Consider the following 17,579-nt stretch of genomic DNA (forward strand, 5'->3'; position numbering starts at 1 on the left):
GTCTGTCCGTCTGGCGCTGAGGGTGAAGGTCACAGGGTCAGTCCCATGGGTTCGTCACGGAACAGGGCCGCGTCCATGTCTTTCAGATCGGGCGCGACTTCGAGGTGAGCCGTTGCCTGATCCAGAATGTCCCGCTGCAAGTTGATCCCCGGCGCGATTTCAGTGACCGTCAGCTTGCCATCCAGTAGCCTCAGAACGCAACGCTCCGTCACATAAGTGATCTCCTGCCCGGTTTCGGTGGCACGGGCGCCGGAAAAGCTCACCTGCGACACTTCGGGCACGATTTTTGCGATCTTGCCTTCCTTATCGATCACAAGGCGCCCGTCTTCGATATGCATTTTCGCTCCGGCATTGAAATTGCCCGAGAAAATGATGCGCTTGGCCCTTGCCGTAATATCGACGAACCCACCGGCCCCCGCCGTGCGATGCGGCGTCGCAGCCAGACGGCTGACATTCACCGAACCGTTCTGTCCGATCTCAAGGAAGGACAGCAGTGAACAGTCGAAACCGCCCGCCTGAAAATAAGAAAACTGATGGGGCGATGCGACAAAGGCCTCGGCATTGCTGGCACAGCCGAACTTGAAGTCGAGCAGCGGGATGCCGCCCACGGCTCCCTGTTCGATCACCCAGGTCACGGCGCCGTGCCGCCCTTCTTCCAGCAGGATACGCGGAACATTCGCGGGAATACCAAATCCGATATTCACGGCCCAGCCCTGTTTCAGCTCCTGCGCCACGCGACGGGCCATGACTTTGGACGGGCCGAAATCCGGAATGTCGAATGTGGAGAGCGGACGGAAAATCTCACCGGAAATGGCGGGATCGTAGGCCGTTGCGGTTGTCTGAAGCTGCTCCGGCGCTTCGACGATCACATCTACCAGAATACCCGGCACCTTGACGTCATGCGGTTTGAGCGTGCCCTGCGCCGCCACACGACGGACCTGCGCAATCACCAGACCGCCATTGTTATGAGCCGCCAGGGCCATTTCCATGGCACCGAGCGTCGCGCCTTCCTGCTCAAAGGTCAGGTTGCCATTTTCGTCCGCGGTTGAGCCACGGATGATGGCCACGTCCGGGCGCAACGCGGGGAAGTACAGCCAGTCCTCGCCCTCGAAATCCATATGACGAACGAGCGGATTCAGCCGTGCCGTCTCATTCATCGCGCAGCCATCACGCTTCGGGTCTGCGAAGGTATCAAGCCCGACCTTGGTCAGAACGCCGGGACGCTTTGCCGCCCCTTCCCGCAGCATGTCGAAAATTACGCCGGACGGGACGTTATAGGCGGCCAGATCTTCTGCCTGGATACGCTGCCAGATCAGCGGCGGCTCGGCATTGCTCGGCCCTGAAGGATAGGAGCCACCGATGATCTTCGTGATCATGCCCGGACGGGCGAGATGGTCCACGCCCTTGGTCCCGAACATGTCACCTGCGGCAATCGGATGGACGGTCGTCAGCTTTGCGGGCGACTTCGTGGCTTCATAACGCTGTCCAAGGGCCTCCAGAACCGCATCGGGACACAGAAGCCCCGATGAGGAATTGACGGCGACTGTTGCTCCGTCCTTGATGAGGCTTACCGCCTCGGCCGCTGTCCTGACTTTGGTCATGTCCCAATGCCTTTGTATCTAACTGGTTAGTTACCAGGAATCCGGTTAAAAAAGCTCAGCGTGACTGCGCGACTTTTTCAGTGTCTGTAAGTGTTGAAAATACGGGAACGCCGCTGCTCAGGCGTTCCCCTGGATGAAATCTGCGGCCCGCTCACCAATCATGATCGTGGCAGCATTGGTGTTGGATCCCAGCAGCGAAGGCATGACGGAACTGTCACAGATCCGGATCCCTTCCAGCCCATGGACCTTCAGGCGCGGATCCACGACGGCCATGTCATCGCGACCCATCTTGCAGGTGCAGGTTGGATGATAGGACGTGCGACCGTGCTGTTTGGCATAGTCGCGATACATCTGTGCCGTTGGCTGTTTACCGCTAAAGAAGCACGTTTCCTTGATATGCTTCTGCAAGGAAGGCTGAGAGAACATTTCGTAGCTCAACCGTACCCCTTCCGCAGAAGTCTCGAGATCCGCCGGATCACCAAGAAAATTGGGATCAACCATCGGATTGAGTCTCGGATCGGCGGAACGCAGCCGCACTGTTCCGCGGGATTTCGGCCGTAGCACATAGCTGTTCAGCGTAATTCCCGAAGCGCCTTTCGGTACGGATGTCACACCTGCTTCCGCGCCAGCTCCGGCAAGGAAATGGAACTGCAGGTCGGGAATGTCGGAAGACGGATCAGAGTACCAGAAGGCTCCCCTTTCAACCACGTTCGATGCGACAGGCCCCGATTTGAACATCGTATATTCAAGACCAGCCCAGAGCATCCACTGGAGCTTCCTGTACCGGTCGAAACTCTCATCCGTCTTGAGCTCGGCCACGATATCCACGCCAAAATGGTCCTGAAGGTTTTCGCCCACGCCCGGCAGATCCTGCACGACCGAAATGCCATTCTCACGCAGATGCGCCGCAGGTCCGACGCCCGACAGCATCATCAGCTTCGGCGTCCCGATGGCTCCGGCTGTGACAACGATTTCCTGGGTCGCTTCGGCCGTGTTCAGAGTGCCATTGGCAATATACTACACACCCGTTGCCCGTGCCCCGTTGAAGACGATCTTCAGGACCAGCGCGCGTGTCACAACCGTCAGGTTCTTCCGCCCGAGAGCCGGACGCAGATATCCCACAGCCGTCGAGCAGCGTCGGTTGTTGCGGATGGTCATCTGGTAGATGCCAGCGCCTTCCTGCGATGCGCCATTGAAATCGGGATTGTAGGGCAGCCCCATTTCCTGACAACTCTGGACGAATGCACGGCTGGTCGGGTTCGGGTCCGCGAGGTTGGAAACCCCGAGCGGCCCGTTTGTCCCGTGCCAGTCACCAGCGAAAATCGCGTTTCCTTCGGAACGGATGAAATATTTCTGAACGTCCCGGAAGCTCCAGCCATCTGCGCCTTCCGCCGCCCACCGATCGAAATCGGATGGATGCCCGCGGGTGAAAACTTCCGCGTTGATTGACGATCCGCCACCCAGAACCCGGCCCTGAACGTAGGGGATCTGCCTGTTATTCGCGTGCTTCTGCGGCTCCGTCAGGAGATCCCAAGTATGCGGGCCGGTGGTCATCTTGGCGAAGCCGACCGGCATGTGAATCAGAGGATGAGTGTCCCGCCGGCCTGCCTCAATGAGGCAGACACGGACGGAAGGATTTTCGGAAAGGCGGGCTGCGAGAACACAGCCAGCCGAACCGCCACCGACAACGATGTAATCAAAACCGCTCGTCATTACGAAATCCAGTGCGAACGTTTGCCAGTCTCGATATGGACAGATTTGATCTGCGTATATTCCTCAACGCCGTACAGACCGGCCTCACGGCCCCAGCCCGACTGCTTGAAACCACCCAGCGGCGTCTCGGGACCGCCGCTTATGATCGTGTTGACCCAGAAGCGACCGGCACGGACCCGACGGGTCACCGCAAGCGCCTTGTCGATATTCTTGCTCCAGACCGATGCGGCGAGGCCATAAACCGTATCATTGGCGATCGCGATCGCTTCATCGACGGTATCGAAATGGAAGCATGCCAGAACCGGGCCGAAGATCTCGTCACGCGCGATACCCATGGATGGCTTCACATCCGTGAAGAGCGTCGGCTGGATATATTGCCCCTTGCCGAAATCGACGGCACCGCCACCGCAGAGCAGCCTGGTGCCTTCCGCCTTGCCCTTGGCGATGTAGTCCAGAATGGTCTTGTTCTGCGCTTCCGTCGTGATGGCGCCGATCTGCGTCTCCGGATCAAACGGATCGCCAACGCGGATCTTTTCCATTTTCGCGACAACAAGGCGCTCGAACTTCTCGGCGATGGACCGCTCGACAATCAGACGGCTCGAAGACACGCAGCACTGCCCGGTGTTGAAGCTGATCCCGAAGGCCACGGCATCAGCAGCGTCCTCCAGATCACTGTCGGCGAACACGACAATCGGGTTCTTGCCGCCCAGTTCGAGGCCCAGTTTCTTCAGGTTGCTGTCAGCCGGCCGCATGGATGCAGGGCTTGCCAACGCCCGTGGAGCCCGTGAAGGACAGCATGTCGATGTCCTGATGCTCGGTCATGGCCTGACCAACCGTGCGTCCCGTCCCGGTCACGACATTGAAGACGCCCTTCGGCAGCCCGGCATCGGCAAGAACTTCCGCCAGAAGAAGCGTTGTGGCGCTCGTGACCTCGGCAGGCTTGACGACCAGTGTGCAGCCGGATGCGAGAATGAACGGCGCGCGCTCACACAGGATCATGAACGGAAAGTTCCACGGCGTAATCAAACCGACCACCCCGATCGGCTCCCGCAGGACCATGCCGAACATGCCCTCGCCCAGATTGTTGAACGTGTCGCCATGAAGCAGGCGGGCAGCACCGGCGGCCATTTCGAAACAGGCAATACAGTGGTCAATCTCGCCCTTGGCCTGGCTGATGGGTTTGCCGTTTTCGAGCACTTCCCAGTAGGCGATCTCGTCACGACGCTCGCGCAGAAGTCCCGCAACTTTCAGAAGAACCGCAGCACGCTCCGCTGCCGGCAGGCCGGACCAGCTTCCGTTCTCAAAAGCACGACGGGCGGCAGCCACGGCCTCATCAAGGTCTTCGCGGGTGCAGCGTGGAATACGTGTGACAGGCACCTGGAGGGATCGAAGAACCCTTGATTGATACGCTTGGCTGGTGATTTCAGGTTTTTGGCGATTTGATTGACGGTTTTTGGGGGAGCTTTTGATCTGCGTTTTGAGCAGATCGGGGACTGCTCTCCCGCTGGATGACTATGCGCTCGCGTTCAATCTTTCGAGGAAGAGGAAGCGGCGCATGTTGTAGACGATATTGGCCAGCCCGATCCTCATGGTGGCCCGGGTGATACCGACAGTTCGGATGAACAATCCCGTCTGTGATTTCTGGTCGGCAAAGACGTGCTCGACGCGCGATCGGATCACGGACTTTCCAGCATTCGATTTCTGGATATGTCGGGGCATAGGCTTGAGATGCGGCTTTTTTCTGTGAACCTTTGAGACAAAACCCTCTTTGTCCATGAAGTCCTCATTCGCTTTCGAGCGATAAGCTGTATCAGCCCAAACGCTTGAGGCCGTATTGGTTTTATCTAACAGCCCCTCTCTCAATCGCGCACCATCACTGGCGGCGGCATCCGTCGTCTTCCATTTTCGGATGAACCGAAACTTCCGGTCGATGGAGACGTGGGATTTGTAGCCAAAGAACGGGATGGCGAGATCGCTCGACGGTATGGTTCCATCGTCCTGCCGCTTCGCCTTCGTGAACTTCAGTGTCCATCGTGCATGACGATCCTTGTGCGACAGCTTTGCGGGTTTGTCCTGCCAGTCTTCTGGAAGACGTCCTGCCCGGAGATCCGCTTTCTCAGCCTTCGTATTGCGCTGCTTTGGAGCAGCCACCAGTGTGGCATCCAGGATCTGGCCGGACATCGGGAGATAACCGGCGTTGCGCAGGGTCGCATCAAAGCGGTTGAACAGCCTTTCAATGGCACCCGCCTGGGTCAGACGCTCGCGGAACAGCCAGACCGTTTTGGCATCCGGCACCCGATCCGAAAGTCCCAGACCAAGGAAACGCATGAACGACAGGCGGTCATTGATCAGATACTCTGTCCGTTCATCAGACAAATTGTTCAACGTCTGGATGACCAGAATTTTGAACATCAGCACCGGATCAAACGGCGGTCGTCCGCCTTTACTTCCGTCTGAATAGGCCAGAGCCTTCTCCAGGTCAGGGCGGAAGACTTCAAAATCCACAGTCCGGGAAAAGGCCTCCAGCTGATCACCAAGCCCGCTCAAGCGGGCAAGCCGTTCTTCAACATCAAAGAAACCCGGCTGCTTCATCTTTCATCATCCCCAATCAACTAAGGGGAAATGGAATCACAGAGCAGACCTCAATACCAGGGGGTTTTTCGAACCCTCCAGGTACCCCTCACCTGCATTTGACCAGAGGCGTTGGGGTTCCAGCTTCCTAACGCCTAATGCACCATGTAGTTACTTACACATATCGCAGGGGTGCACCAGCATGAAATCACGTTACGTTGATATTTTTTCTCATTTTGTGTGTGATCTTTTGCGGCACTTCCATTTTATGGCAGTTTCCCGCAAAGAGAGCGCTCCTATTGAGTGCGGAACAGGCGACTGATGCCCCCTGAGAAAAAAAGAATGTCCATTGCCGTAAAGACGCGTGTCAGGGACGCGGAAGCCACGAAACTACGCATTCTCGAAGCCGCAAAAAAAGAATTTTCAAAAAATGGCCTCGAAGGCGCCCGGGTCGATGCAATTGCCCTGGATGCAAAAGCCAACAAGAGGATGCTGTACCATTACTTCAAAAGTAAGGATGGCCTCTTCAGGACAGTGCTGGAAAGGGAATATCTGAATATCCGGACCGAAGAGACGAAACTTGATCTGGAAAATCTTCCTCCCAGAGCCGCACTTGAGACGCTCGTCCGTTTCACCTGGGAATATTACATCAGAAATCCCGAATTCATCACACTGGTTAACAGCGAAAACCTCTGCCAAGCTGTCCACATCAAGAACTCCCCCACGCTGAGAACAGTCAGTCAGAAATTCATCCGCCGCATTCAGGCCCTGCTGGATCGCGGGGTGCGGGAAAACGTGTTTCGCGAAGGCATTGATGCAGCGCAGCTTAACATCACCATCGCCTCGATCAACTATTATTATTTCACGAACCGCTTCACGGGCGCGGTAATCTTTGAGCGGGATTTCACCTCCCCCGAAGCCCTGCAGGAAAGAATTACCTTCAATATTGAAACGATCTGCCGCCTTGTCTGTAAGAATTAAAACCAATTTACAAAATGTGTTAATTATATAACGGCTTTGAAAACGGTCTGAATTCAGGATATCATCAGACCCGATATTGAATTCCTGTTACAATTTATTTTCCTGCAAACTGAGTTTTCTCTTGCACTCACGAGCGATTTAACGTCTATCTGGTGTTGGCAGGTGCTCCTGAGCGGGTTTTCGACGCATGTTGCGTCATTCGTTCCCCTTAAGAGTTATGATTTCGTGCGTATCTTGTGCACGACTGCTATTGTTAAAAAGGAGCCTCGTTATGGCAACAGGCACCGTAAAATGGTTTAACTCCACCAAGGGCTTTGGTTTCATCCAGCCTGACAACGGTGGCCAGGATGCGTTCGTTCACATCTCTGAACTCGAGCGCGCTGGAATGCATACCCTCAACGAAGGTCAGCATGTCTCTTACGAGCTCGAGTTTGGCCGCAACGGCAAAACGTCGGCAGTGAGCATCAAGGCAATCTGATTGCCCTGCTGTACATTCCGATGTGCAGAAAGCCGCCCGTCAGGGCGGCTTTTTTGTGCCTGCTCGCCTAAACTTTGTGACTTTTTACAGCTCTGCCCTCACGCTCGATCATATCCAGCAGAGCGTCGGCAGCGGGGCTTCGATAACGCTCCTTGTGTCGCAACCCATAGAAGAAGCGGGTTTCCAGCACGTCAGACGCAGCATACAGTGTCCCAGCCAGAAGCGCTGGCGCAACCACCAGCGACGACAGAGCGCCGATCCCCGCCCCTGCCTCAATAGCGGTTCGTACACTTTCGTTTGATGGAAGAACGAGACTGATATCCAGCTCTTCCGGCAGAATATCGAGGCTTCGAAGATAATGTTCCAGAGTGGCACGCGTCCCGGACCCCGGTTCCCGCATAACCCAGGGCTGAGCTTTTAGCCAGTCTTTCCCCACGGACTCGGAAACCCTGTCTTCCGCCTGCACGATGATGAGATGATCTTCGCCCAGAGGCCACTGCGCCAGAACCGGATCATCGACGATGGCTTCCACAATCCCCAGTTCAGCCTCACCTTCCCGTACTTTCCGCGCCGCTTCTTCGGTGTTGCTGATTGCAAGTTCCACAGTGATCTGCGGATATTTCCTGTGGAAAGCGACCAGGATGGGTGGAAGCCAGTAGGCCGCCGTTGTCTGACTGGCCACGGCTTTGAGCGTTCCCCGTTTCAACCCACTGATATCGTCGAGAACATGCTCTGCCGCTGTCGCCTGGGCAATGACAGCGCGGGCTTCCGGCAAAAAAAGACGCCCGGCCTCGGTCAGACGGATGCCCCGTCCTACCCGGTGAAACAGCTTGACCCCATAGCGTCCTTCCAGAGCGGCAATCGCAGCCGAGACGGCGGACTGGGTCACATTCATCGCCCGGCTCGCAGCGGTGACATGTTCGCGCTCGGCGACAGCGATGAAAAGACGGAGCTGATCAAGGGTCATGATGGTCTGATAGCATAATTCATCGCTTTTTCTGATTGGAATCAGAAGAATTATGCGTTGGAACGATGAGTTTGCGATCTCCTAAATCGTCACGATCAAGGAGAGAGTATCGTGAAGTCCATATCGCGCCCCGGATATCATTCGCCATTTCCATCCATTGCTCTGACAAATTCCCGTATTCCGGGGATTAGTCTCTGCATCGGAATTACGGTTCTGGCTTACGGTCTTGAAGGTCTGGAGCGGGCGGTTACAGGCAAGGCGTTTCTTGAAGCACTCAATCTTGCACTGATTGCCGGCGTTCTCTTCCGCTCTTTTTACAAACCGGCAGCCTCTTTTCAGCCGGGTATAAAATTCTGCTCCAAAACGCTTCTCAACATTGCCATCGTCATCCTGGGCACGACTTTCAGTCTGCAGGCTATCCTCTCTGCTGGACCGGAACTCCTGCTGTCTGTCATGGGTATGGTGATTTTCAGCCTTGTTTTCACCTGCTGGGCCGGGCGGCTGAACAGTCTGTCGCCGACCCAGACGCTTCTTGTAGCCTGCGGCAATTCCATCTGCGGCAACTCCGCAATCATGGCGGCAGCACCCGCAGTGCATGCGCGAGACGAGGATGTGGGTGCAACGATTGCCTTTACCGCAGCAGGAGGCCTTGCGGTCGTGCTCGGACTGCCGTTCCTGCTGTCCTGTCTGCACATGCCAGACATTGCCAAAGGGGCCGTCGCGGGGCTGACGGTTTACGCCGTCCCACAGGTCATGGCGGCGGCTTTCCCTTTCGGGCCGGCAGCATTGCAGATGGGAACGCTCGTCAAACTGATGCGCGTCCTGATGCTTGGTCCGGTCTGCATCGCTCTTTCATTCCTGGCCGGTAGAGCAGACCGGAACGACCGCACTTCGGTCACCACCCACCCCGACAGACGTCAGAAACTGACCTCCCTCGTTCCGTGGTACATTATCGGCTTCATGCTGATGGTCATCATCCGCTCATTCGGTGTCATCCCATCGCCCCTGATTGCGCCTCTCAGCCAGACAGCCACTTTTCTGACCATTCTGGCAATGGCGGCGCTTGGCTTGGGTATTGATATCCGTTCTGTCTTCCGGGCTGGCCGGCCGCTAGTACTGACAGTGCTGATGTCTCTCACAGACCTTGTCAGCGCCAGCCTTCTTCTGGTCCAGCTTTTGATGTGCCACTGAGGCAACAGGCGGTTCAGTTCTGCTGCTGGTAAACCTGTCCGTACCGGTTTGACAGATAGGCATTGAGGGGAATGTCTTCCTGACGGACAAAGCCACTGGTGGGGATTTTTCCTTCAGCAAGCAGATCCAGAACGGCGCAGATCGAGCCTGCCGTCGTCAACTGGATGGCGGTACGATAGCCGCCCATGAAGTCCCGCGCCTGAATGGTCCGGGCCAGCGTTTCCTGATGCTGTCTGCCATGGCGCATACCCGTGACGATGACCGAGAGCACCACCAGATCCTGAGACGTCCCCGGAATGGCATGCGTGAAAATATCCTGAAGGATGTGGCGGCGTTCCGACAGACGCAGATCCGACAACAGCACCTTCATGATGTCACGGTGGCCCGGATAGCGCATGGTCCGATAATTGAGCTCACGAACCCGACCTTCATAGGTCTCACACAGCGATCCAAGTCCCCCTGATGTATTGAACGCTTCGTAGAGGACACCGTCCATACCGAGCGTTTCCATGCCATCGAGCGCAGGAACAAGAGCACGCTTTCTGTTGACGATGGCTTCGCAGGGCTCGATATATTCGTTGATGAGACCTTCCGTGCTCCAGGTCAGGTTGTAGCCCAAGGCATTGGACGGGAAACGGGGCAGTGCGCCGACGCGCAGCCGGATCGTATCGACCGCGTCGAAATGCCCGGCCAGATCATGCGCGGCAATGGAGACAAAGCCCGGCGCCAGACCGCATTGCGGAATGAACGCTGTTGAGGCGCCCTCGGCCAGAGCCCTGACGTCCTTTGTGGAGGCGACGTCCTCGGTCAGGTCCAGATAATGTACGCCCGTTACTGCTGCCGCTTTGGCTACGGTCCGCGTCAGATGGAAGGGCAGTGCGGAAAGGATGGCAAACTGTCCTGCAAGCACTGCGGGATCGAGGCCGTGTGCGATATCAGCCGTCTGGCGCACGATCCCTTCCGGCAGTTTCAGGCTCTTGAGATAATCCGCGTGACAGTCGAGCAGCGTCACTTTGTAGCCGCCATGATGGAGAAGCTCTGCAATGGCCGAACCGATCTTGCCTGCGCCTGCGACTGTAACCTGCTTCATGGTGATGATCCTGTTCCGGAAGTGTTATGGAAATGATCATGACCGAAGACGACGGATCTCAAGCGGCAGGCTGACGGCAAAAAGCCGTTTCTATCGGCAGAATGCCGGATATAACAGGCAGAATGACGGATCAGATCAACCAGGCCCTTCTCGATATCCTGCGCCGCAATGCGCGCACCCCTACTGCGGCGCTGGCCCGCAGACTGGGAATATCCCGCACCACGCTGCAGGGGCGCATGGAGCGTCTGGAGCGGCAGGGACGGATCCGGGGCTACACGCTTCTGGAAAGCCCGGATGATGATCTGGTGCGCGCGCATGTTTCGATCGTCATCACGCCGCGCTACAGCCAGAAGGTTGAACGGGATCTGAAAATGCTGCCGGAACTCCGGGAGCTGCATGCCGTCAGCGGAGCCTCGGACCTGATTGCCCTTCTTGGCGCGTCAACGACTGAAAACATCAACAGGGCGATTGACGATATTGGACAAATGGATGGCGTGGAACGGACCGTTTCGGCGATCATCCTATCAACACGTTTCAGGAAGGGAAGCTGAAACGCGGTACGTCTTATCCTGCTTCAGCCAGGTCCAATGGCAAATAATTCGAAAGAATATCCGGCAATACAGGCTCCGATTTCCGGCTCTGCATTAGAAACCTATTGATTTCATTATTCTTCGCTGGTCACTGTTTTTGAAAAATCCCCTTTTCCGCCCATCACGGAGCCCTGATGCAGACGCCTCTTTCCACTTCAGACGCCATTACAGTCCGTGATCTGCGGAAAACCTATCGTATCCGCGAAGGGGGAAGCTGGCGGGGCAAAACGCGGGACATTGTTGCACTGGACGGGATTTCCTTCTCCGTGCCCAAAGGCCAGATCGCAGGCTTTATCGGCCCGAACGGCGCGGGAAAATCGACGGCGATCAAGATCCTTTCCGGTATCCTGCGTCCAAGTTCAGGAGAAGTGCAGGTCAACGGGCTGGTTCCGTGGACAAACCGTGTGGCCCATGTCGCGCGGATTGGCGTCGTGTTCGGCCAGCGGACACAGTTGTGGTGGGATCTTTCAGTTGGCGAGGGTCTTGCCCTTCTGCGCGATATTTATGGCGTCGAGCCTGAGCGTTTCGCCCGCAACCGCGCCCGTCTGGCAGATGCGCTCGATCTTGGCGGGATCATGGACCAGTCGGTGCGTCAGCTTTCGCTTGGACAGAGAATGCGTGCGGAAATCGCGGCGTCCCTCATCCATGATCCGGACATCCTTATTCTTGACGAACCGACGATTGGTCTGGATGCACCGTCCAAGCTCGCCGTGCGGGCGTTTGTCCATGAACTTTGCCGGGACCGGGGCACTACTGTCCTACTGACCACCCATGACATGCATGACATCGAAGCCCTCGCGGAGCGCGTGATCGTCATTGGTCATGGCCGCATTCTCGCAGACAGCCCGTTCGAGGACCTGCGGACGACAACCCTGTCCGAGCGTATTCTCGAACTCGATTTCCATGATACGCCCCCCGAACTGACGCTTCCCGCCGGCGCCAGCGAAACCGCGCGCGAGCCCCACAGTCTCACGATTACTTTCGACCCGCGTCAGATCCCTGCCCCGGCTCTCGTCGCGCATGTCGGCCATTTACCCGGCCTCGACGATCTTCGGATCAGCCGCCCTTCGATCGATGAAATCATCACACGCTTTTATGCGGATCACGCGGCATGAGCCTGCGTCCCTATCTCACGGCCCTTGGTCTCCAATGGAAGATCGGTCTGCGATACCGCATCGCGGTCGTCGCCGGACTGGTGGCGCAGATGTGGTTCGGGGCCGTGACCCTGATGGCCTATGCCTCGGTCTATCATGCGGCTCCGGACGTGCAGGCCCCGCTCTCGCTGCGGCAGGCCATGGCCTATACCTGGATCCAGCAGTCGCTTTTCACGCTTCTGCCGCTCGGCTGTCTTCCCGCGATCGGAGACGCCGCCCGGACAGGTTCCATCGTCTATGACCTGCTCCGGCCAGTCGATATGTGGAACTGGTGGCTGTCTGCCAGCCTGGCGCGACTGCTGGGGAATGCGGTGCCCCGCGCGGTTCTGCTGGCCTGCGTGGCCGGTCCGCTGGCCATGCTTGTCGGTCTGGGGGCCTGGAGCCTTGCTCCCCCTGCGAGCCTGATATCCGCAACCCTTGCCCTCATTTCCATTACGCTCGGCGCACTGCTTTCCGCCACCATCGTCATGGGCTGGAATATCCTCACGGCCCGTACGCTTTCGCCTCTGGGAAGCTACGCGGTGGGAACACCTCTGGCCGTTCTGCTGTCCGGGATGCTGCTGCCACTGCCGCTCTATCCCGACTGGATCCGCCCGTTCCTGCTTGTGCAACCCTTTGCCGGCATTACCGACATCCCGATCCGTATCTATCTCGGAACGCCCATTCCCGGTGGCGTTGCGACAGGTCTGGGCCTGCAGATCTTCTGGCTTGCGGCCCTGACGCTCCTTGGACGGCTGTGGATGCGTCAGACCGTGAACCGGCTGGAGGTGCAGGGTGCCTGACATGCCATACTCCCCTTCCCGCACGCTCGGCCCGGTCGGGCTGTATCGGCGGATGGCCGGCGCCTCGATCGTAGCGCAACTGCGCTATCCCGGCACCTTCATCATCCAGGCCATCGGCAATTTCGTCACGACGCTCCTCAGCTTCTTTGGCATCTGGAGCCTGTTTCACCGCTTCGGCAGCATCGCGGGATGGGACATCGGCACGGTCGCCGTTCTGTACGGTCTGGTGAACGTAGCTTTCGCCGTGGCCGAAACGCTGGGACGTGGGTTCGAAGTCTTTGGCGGCGAATATGTCCGGACCGGCAGTTTCGACCGCCTGCTCCTGCGCCCGCGCTCGACGCTGCTCCTGCTTCTGGGGCACGAACTTCGCCTGCGTCCGATCGGACGCTTTCTTCAGGGGTTGTTCGTGCTCGCAGCCGGTCTGTGGCTTGCCCCGCATGTGCAGTGGAGCACGCTGCTCGTGCTGCCCTGGGCCGTTGCGGGCGGGGCGGCCATGTTCCTTGGCGTCCTGATCGGACAGGCAGCCCTGTGCTTCATCACCGTTGAAGGTCTGGAAGTCGTGAACGTCCTGACCTATGGCGGTGTGGAGGCCGGACAATACCCACTGACCATGTTCGGTCGCTGGCTGCGGCGCTTTATCACCTTCGTCCTGCCGCTCGCTGCCGTCTGCTACTATCCGGCCCTGTTCTGCCTCCGCCATCCGGATCCGCTGGGTCTGCCGGTCTGGATCGGTGCCCTTTCGCCAGCTGCGGGATTCGTGTTTCTCGGCGTCATGGTTCTCGCCTGGCAGCGGGCCGTGGCCGGATATGTCTCCAGCGGAAGCTGATTTCCACAGAGTTACGATGTCGTCCCCATCAGCGACACATGGGCTGCGATGATTTTCCAGCCCTCGGGCGACCGGAACCAGGTCTGGCTCTGTCGTCCGATCCGGTCTGACCCGATCCGCTGGAACTCCAGATCAACTGTCGCCACGTCTTTTCCGATGGCTGTTACCACCCGCCGCAGGACCTCACGCGGCGGAGACCCGCCAGTCCTGTTCCGGCGAAAGGCCTGGATCTCGTCAAACCCGTAAAGATTTTCTCCGACCCCATAACGCACCGTTTCAGCGCCATTGTAGAAAAGCGCGTCGAGTTCCAGCAGCGCGTTCTCCCCAAGGGCTTTTTCATAGCGGTCCGACATGGCCGTCACTTCGCTAAGGACGCCCGGATCGTTCAGAACGGGATATTCAGCTGGGTTCATGGTCATTCTCCGCAAGTCATGCCCACAAGAGAACACCAGATCGTTCAAAAGGACCACCATCTTGCGGATCGATCAAAGGCATTGACCTTTCCGGATGTCGGGAGCCAATAGTCGGTCAGATTCTGCATTTCCATGCGCTTTACTCCCCTTCCCGTCACGAGTAGGTTTCTGTCATGCGTTACGTCCTCCTTCCCGGCCTGCTTCTTCTTGCCTCCTGCTCCGCAGCGCCCTGGGTGACAGGACATACGGACAGCAAATGCATCCGTGAGCAGATGCTGACCGGCGCCAATGGCAATGACCATCCCTTCGCGACCGCTGCCAATATTTGTGCGGCCAAGGTTCGCAAAGATAATGGTGGCCATGACCGCCCGCTGGACGTGCGCGATGACATGACGCTTCAGGCCATGGCAGAAAATCCGGATTACAACACGACCAGTCTTTCATTCGTGCCGCGCAATTCAAAGACCCGCATTCCGGGCGGTATCCGCAACATCAATATCGACTGAAAGCGCAGGTCAGCATTTCTGCTGGCCGCCATGCCCCATGGAGGAATGAGTTTTCATGTTCAGCCACATCATGCTGGGGAGCAACGACATTGCCCGCTCCAAGAAATTCTATGATGCGACCCTTGGCGTTATCGGCTGCAAGCCCGCGGAGCCCAATGACAAGGGCCGTCTGGCTTATGTTCATACCGGTGGCCGTCTGATCATTACCAGGCCGCTGAACGGAGAACCCGCCACAGCTGCCAATGGCGGGACGATCGGTTTTGCGATGAACAGTGCCGAACAGGTCAATGCCTGGCATAAGGCTGGTGTGGAAAACGGTGGCGAAGCCATCGAAAACCCGCCCGGCATCCGTCACACGTCGATGGGCGACCTGTATCTGGCCTATCTGCGCGATCCGGATGGCAACAAGCTCTGCGCGATGTACAAGGCCGCCTGAAACCAACCAATCCCGGCAGCAAGGTTGTCTGCCGGGCTGCCCTGCGGCATGAAAGGGGCCAACACGTCCTTTTCCCTGCCGCAGGTTTTTCCAGATGTCCGAACATACTCCCATTGGTCTCGAAAACGGTGCAGCGCCGGTCACGGCTCTCACCCATTCGGGCAATTTCCACGTCGATGAGACCATGGGCTATGTCATCCTGCACTATGCTCTCGCCCCGCATGGTGACCTGCGCGCGCGCGTCCTTAACGAAAAATCCGCTGATCGCCTGACCTTCATCCGGACCCGCAATCCGGATATCATCAAATCGGCCGATATCGTCTTTGACGTGGGTGGTCTCTACGACCCGCCGCACGGCCGCTACGATCACCATATGAAGGACAAGCCGCTGCGCGAAGACGGCACGCCCTACAGCGCCGCCGGTCTGCTGTGGAAGGATTACGGCCACGCCGCCATTCGCAACATCCTGAAGACCCCGGTTGATGACGCGACTGTGGATCTGATCTGGAAGAGCCTCGACAAATCCCTGATCCTGCCGATCGATCAGGACGACAACGGTGTGGTCAAAATGGGCAAGCTCTCGCTGGCGGACATCGTCTCCGCCTGCAGCCCGCCCTGGGACACGGCCGAAGTCTATGGCAGTCAGGAAGCACGTGTCCGAGAATTGCTTGGTTTTGCTAATGCCGCCACGGCCGTCGCATCCCACCTGACCAACGTGGTGGACCGCGTCCGTGCGAGCCTCAAGGCGACGGACCGCGTTCTGGCAGCTTATGAAAATGCCGAAGACAAGCGCATCCTCGTCATGGGCACCGGCATGCCGACCGAAAAGGTCATTTTCGAGCATGAGCTGCCTGTCGTTTATGTGGTCTCTCCCGCTGGGCCGGAGCAGTGGAACGTCAAGGCCGTTCCGCCCGTGCGAGGGGATTTCGGACAGCGCGTTTCCCTGCCGGAAGCCTGGGGTGGACTGGAGCGTGAAAAGCTGGCAGCCGTCTCCGGCGTCTCCGATGCCGTGTTTGCCCACCCTGCCCGTTTCATCTGCGGTGCGGGTAGCCGCGAAGGCGCCATTCGCATGGCGCAGCTGGCACTGCAAATCGCCGGGGTCTGAAAACAGAAAAGGACGCGATGACAGACCATCGCGTCCTTTTCCCGGTCAGAACTTTCGCTGATCAGGCGAGAAGATAGAAAACCGCTGCCGCAACACAGACCGTCACCGGCAGCGTTAGCAGCCAGGCCATCACGATCTTCGTCAGCATCTTTTTATTGATGCCGGACCCGGCCGCCACCATCGTTCCGGCAACGCCCGACGTGATGATATGCGTCGTGGAAACCGGCAGACCGGTATAGCCCGCCGTCATAATCAAGCCTGCACCCACAACTTCCGAGGCAGCACCCTGCGCCGGCGTCAGATGGGTCGTGCCGATACCTTCACCCAGCGTCCGCACAATCCGTTTGTAGCCAACCATGGTCCCGATCCCGAGGCACAGTGCGCTCAGCAGACGTACCCAGCCCGGCGCATATTCAACAGTCGGGCGCAGTTCGGATGCGAGATGGGATGCGAGCTTCCTGTCTGAATCCGATGCAGCCGGGTTGGCAGCGATGGAACGCAGGCCGGATAGGACCTGATACACATCGCCACGCAGTTCGGACGGCGCTTCGGCAGGACCTTCCGTCTGCGAAAGACGGTTGATCGAAGCGACGGCATCCCCCTTGAAGGAATAACGGTCATACTGCGTGACCAGCGGCAGGGCCTGATGAGCGTCCTGGCGGATCTGCTCGATGCTGACCGGAGAAGCCGGGTTGAGCGCGAAGGCAGCGGGCATGATGCCGATGATCGTCAACATGATCAGACCGATGCTCTTCTGACCGTCATTACTGCCATGCGAGAAGCTGACCAGCGTGCAGGTCAGAACCAGCACAGCCCGCACGATCGGGTGGGGCAGAAGCTCCACGAGCGCATAGGCGACGGAAATGCCGCCCAGGATCACACCCAGAAGGTTCATCAGTCCCGACCATACGACGGCGACGGTCGGCTTGAGCGAGTTGGTATAGATGACTGTTGCGACAGCATTGGCCGTGTCATGAAAGCCATTGGCAAATTCAAACACGCAGACCAGAACAAAACAGAGGCACAGTGCGACGAGCGATGTCGCCGAAGACGGGTCAAAATGGAGCATAGGGTCCGGTTTCCGTTATTTTGAACCTTGCCTTAATCCATCTTAATCCTTTTTGATTGTGACATTCCTGCTTTTCATAAAACGTTCACAGTAGGGAGCCGCGACA

Annotated in this window: 19 protein-coding genes and 1 pseudogene; 10 read left to right on the forward strand and 10 right to left on the reverse strand. The window is 57.9% G+C overall.

All coding sequences use genetic code 11. The annotated features are described in order from the left end of the window. Positions 1-29 precede the first annotated feature (29 nt). The 6 genes and pseudogenes from ACJ2A4_RS02400 to ACJ2A4_RS02425 all read right to left on the reverse strand — a co-directional run bounded on the left by ACJ2A4_RS02400 (position 30) and on the right by ACJ2A4_RS02425 (position 5,906). Complete coding sequence (locus ACJ2A4_RS02400) at positions 30-1,601, reverse strand: acyl CoA:acetate/3-ketoacid CoA transferase (RefSeq protein ID WP_408873462.1); 1,572 nt, start codon at positions 1,599-1,601, stop codon at positions 30-32. Between the two features lie 117 nt (positions 1,602-1,718). Next, positions 1,719-2,366 (reverse strand): GMC family oxidoreductase, encoded by a 648-nt coding sequence (locus ACJ2A4_RS02405; protein ID WP_408874078.1) that lies wholly within the window; start codon positions 2,364-2,366, stop codon positions 1,719-1,721. Between the two features lie 78 nt (positions 2,367-2,444). Next, positions 2,445-3,314, reverse strand: a pseudogene (locus tag ACJ2A4_RS02410) (GMC family oxidoreductase); the annotation flags it as partial. After that, a complete protein-coding gene (locus ACJ2A4_RS02415) occupies positions 3,314-4,066 on the reverse strand; it encodes an aldehyde dehydrogenase family protein (RefSeq protein ID WP_408873463.1) in 753 nt (250 codons plus the stop codon). The gene ACJ2A4_RS02415 and the pseudogene ACJ2A4_RS02410, both read right to left, overlap by 1 nt. Continuing rightward, positions 4,053-4,691, reverse strand: a complete 639-nt coding sequence (locus ACJ2A4_RS02420; RefSeq protein WP_408873464.1) for an aldehyde dehydrogenase family protein — start codon at positions 4,689-4,691, stop codon at positions 4,053-4,055. Before ACJ2A4_RS02420 ends, ACJ2A4_RS02415 begins: the two co-directional genes overlap by 14 nt. 135 nt (positions 4,692-4,826) lie before the next feature. Continuing rightward, positions 4,827-5,906 carry an IS5 family transposase gene (locus ACJ2A4_RS02425; protein ID WP_408873465.1) on the reverse strand — a complete coding sequence of 360 codons (1,080 nt, stop codon included), beginning with the start codon at positions 5,904-5,906 and terminating at the stop codon, positions 4,827-4,829. Between the two features lie 321 nt (positions 5,907-6,227). Here ACJ2A4_RS02425 and ACJ2A4_RS02430 point away from each other — a divergent pair, with 321 nt between their 5' ends. After that, positions 6,228-6,866, forward strand: coding sequence for a TetR/AcrR family transcriptional regulator (locus ACJ2A4_RS02430; protein ID WP_408873466.1), 639 nt, complete (start codon positions 6,228-6,230; stop codon positions 6,864-6,866). A 271-nt stretch (positions 6,867-7,137) separates the two neighbouring features. After that, positions 7,138-7,344 carry a cold-shock protein gene (locus tag ACJ2A4_RS02435; protein ID WP_408873467.1) on the forward strand — a complete coding sequence of 69 codons (207 nt, stop codon included), beginning with the start codon at positions 7,138-7,140 and terminating at the stop codon, positions 7,342-7,344. Between the two features lie 67 nt (positions 7,345-7,411). On the opposite strand, the gene ACJ2A4_RS02440 is transcribed toward ACJ2A4_RS02435, so the two are convergent. Continuing rightward, a complete protein-coding gene (locus tag ACJ2A4_RS02440; RefSeq protein WP_408873468.1) occupies positions 7,412-8,311 on the reverse strand; it encodes a LysR substrate-binding domain-containing protein in 900 nt (299 codons plus the stop codon). 120 nt (positions 8,312-8,431) lie between these two features. Here ACJ2A4_RS02440 and ACJ2A4_RS02445 point away from each other — a divergent pair, with 120 nt between their 5' ends. Further along, the gene (locus tag ACJ2A4_RS02445; RefSeq protein ID WP_408874079.1) at positions 8,432-9,502 is read left to right on the forward strand and encodes a YeiH family protein; all 1,071 of its coding nucleotides are present in this window, start codon (positions 8,432-8,434) and stop codon (positions 9,500-9,502) included. 13 nt (positions 9,503-9,515) lie between these two features. Here the strand turns inward: ACJ2A4_RS02445 and ACJ2A4_RS02450 are convergent, their stop codons facing one another. Next, the gene (locus tag ACJ2A4_RS02450) at positions 9,516-10,592 is read right to left on the reverse strand and encodes a saccharopine dehydrogenase C-terminal domain-containing protein (protein WP_408873469.1); all 1,077 of its coding nucleotides are present in this window, start codon (positions 10,590-10,592) and stop codon (positions 9,516-9,518) included. 122 nt (positions 10,593-10,714) lie between these two features. Between ACJ2A4_RS02450 and ACJ2A4_RS02455 the strand changes: the two genes are divergently transcribed. From ACJ2A4_RS02455 to ACJ2A4_RS02470, 4 genes are all read left to right on the forward strand, one after another. Then, complete coding sequence (locus ACJ2A4_RS02455) at positions 10,715-11,143, forward strand: Lrp/AsnC family transcriptional regulator (protein ID WP_408873470.1); 429 nt, start codon at positions 10,715-10,717, stop codon at positions 11,141-11,143. 173 nt (positions 11,144-11,316) lie between these two features. After that, positions 11,317-12,297 carry an ATP-binding cassette domain-containing protein gene (locus tag ACJ2A4_RS02460; RefSeq protein ID WP_408873471.1) on the forward strand — a complete coding sequence of 327 codons (981 nt, stop codon included), beginning with the start codon at positions 11,317-11,319 and terminating at the stop codon, positions 12,295-12,297. After that, positions 12,294-13,118 (forward strand): ABC transporter permease, encoded by an 825-nt coding sequence (locus ACJ2A4_RS02465; RefSeq protein ID WP_408873472.1) that lies wholly within the window; start codon positions 12,294-12,296, stop codon positions 13,116-13,118. The genes ACJ2A4_RS02460 and ACJ2A4_RS02465 overlap by 4 nt, the downstream gene beginning before the upstream one ends. Before the next feature lies 1 nt (position 13,119). After that, positions 13,120-13,944, forward strand: coding sequence for an ABC transporter permease (locus ACJ2A4_RS02470; RefSeq protein WP_408873473.1), 825 nt, complete (start codon positions 13,120-13,122; stop codon positions 13,942-13,944). 11 nt (positions 13,945-13,955) lie between these two features. Here ACJ2A4_RS02470 and hpxZ read toward each other — a convergent pair whose 3' ends face one another. Then, positions 13,956-14,357 (reverse strand): oxalurate catabolism protein HpxZ, encoded by a 402-nt coding sequence (hpxZ, locus tag ACJ2A4_RS02475; RefSeq protein ID WP_408873474.1) that lies wholly within the window; start codon positions 14,355-14,357, stop codon positions 13,956-13,958. Between the two features lie 173 nt (positions 14,358-14,530). On the opposite strand from hpxZ, the gene ACJ2A4_RS02480 reads away from it, so the two are divergent. From ACJ2A4_RS02480 to ACJ2A4_RS02490, 3 genes are all read left to right on the forward strand, one after another. Continuing rightward, entirely contained in the window at positions 14,531-14,863 is a 333-nt protein-coding gene (locus ACJ2A4_RS02480) for a hypothetical protein (protein ID WP_194260471.1), read from the forward strand. A gap of 55 nt (positions 14,864-14,918) precedes the next feature. Further along, positions 14,919-15,299 (forward strand): VOC family protein, encoded by a 381-nt coding sequence (locus ACJ2A4_RS02485; protein ID WP_408873475.1) that lies wholly within the window; start codon positions 14,919-14,921, stop codon positions 15,297-15,299. Positions 15,300-15,393: 94 nt separating this feature from the next. Continuing rightward, complete coding sequence (locus tag ACJ2A4_RS02490; RefSeq protein ID WP_408873476.1) at positions 15,394-16,404, forward strand: MYG1 family protein; 1,011 nt, start codon at positions 15,394-15,396, stop codon at positions 16,402-16,404. A 61-nt stretch (positions 16,405-16,465) separates the two neighbouring features. On the opposite strand, the gene ACJ2A4_RS02495 is transcribed toward ACJ2A4_RS02490, so the two are convergent. Next, on the reverse strand, positions 16,466-17,473 hold the full coding sequence (locus ACJ2A4_RS02495) for an inorganic phosphate transporter (protein WP_408873477.1): 1,008 nt from the start codon (positions 17,471-17,473) through the stop codon (positions 16,466-16,468). Positions 17,474-17,579: the final 106 nt, after the last annotated feature.

It is taken from the genome of Gluconobacter roseus (genome assembly GCF_046058915.1).
Taxonomy (GTDB): Bacteria; Pseudomonadota; Alphaproteobacteria; order Acetobacterales; family Acetobacteraceae; genus Gluconobacter; species Gluconobacter roseus_A.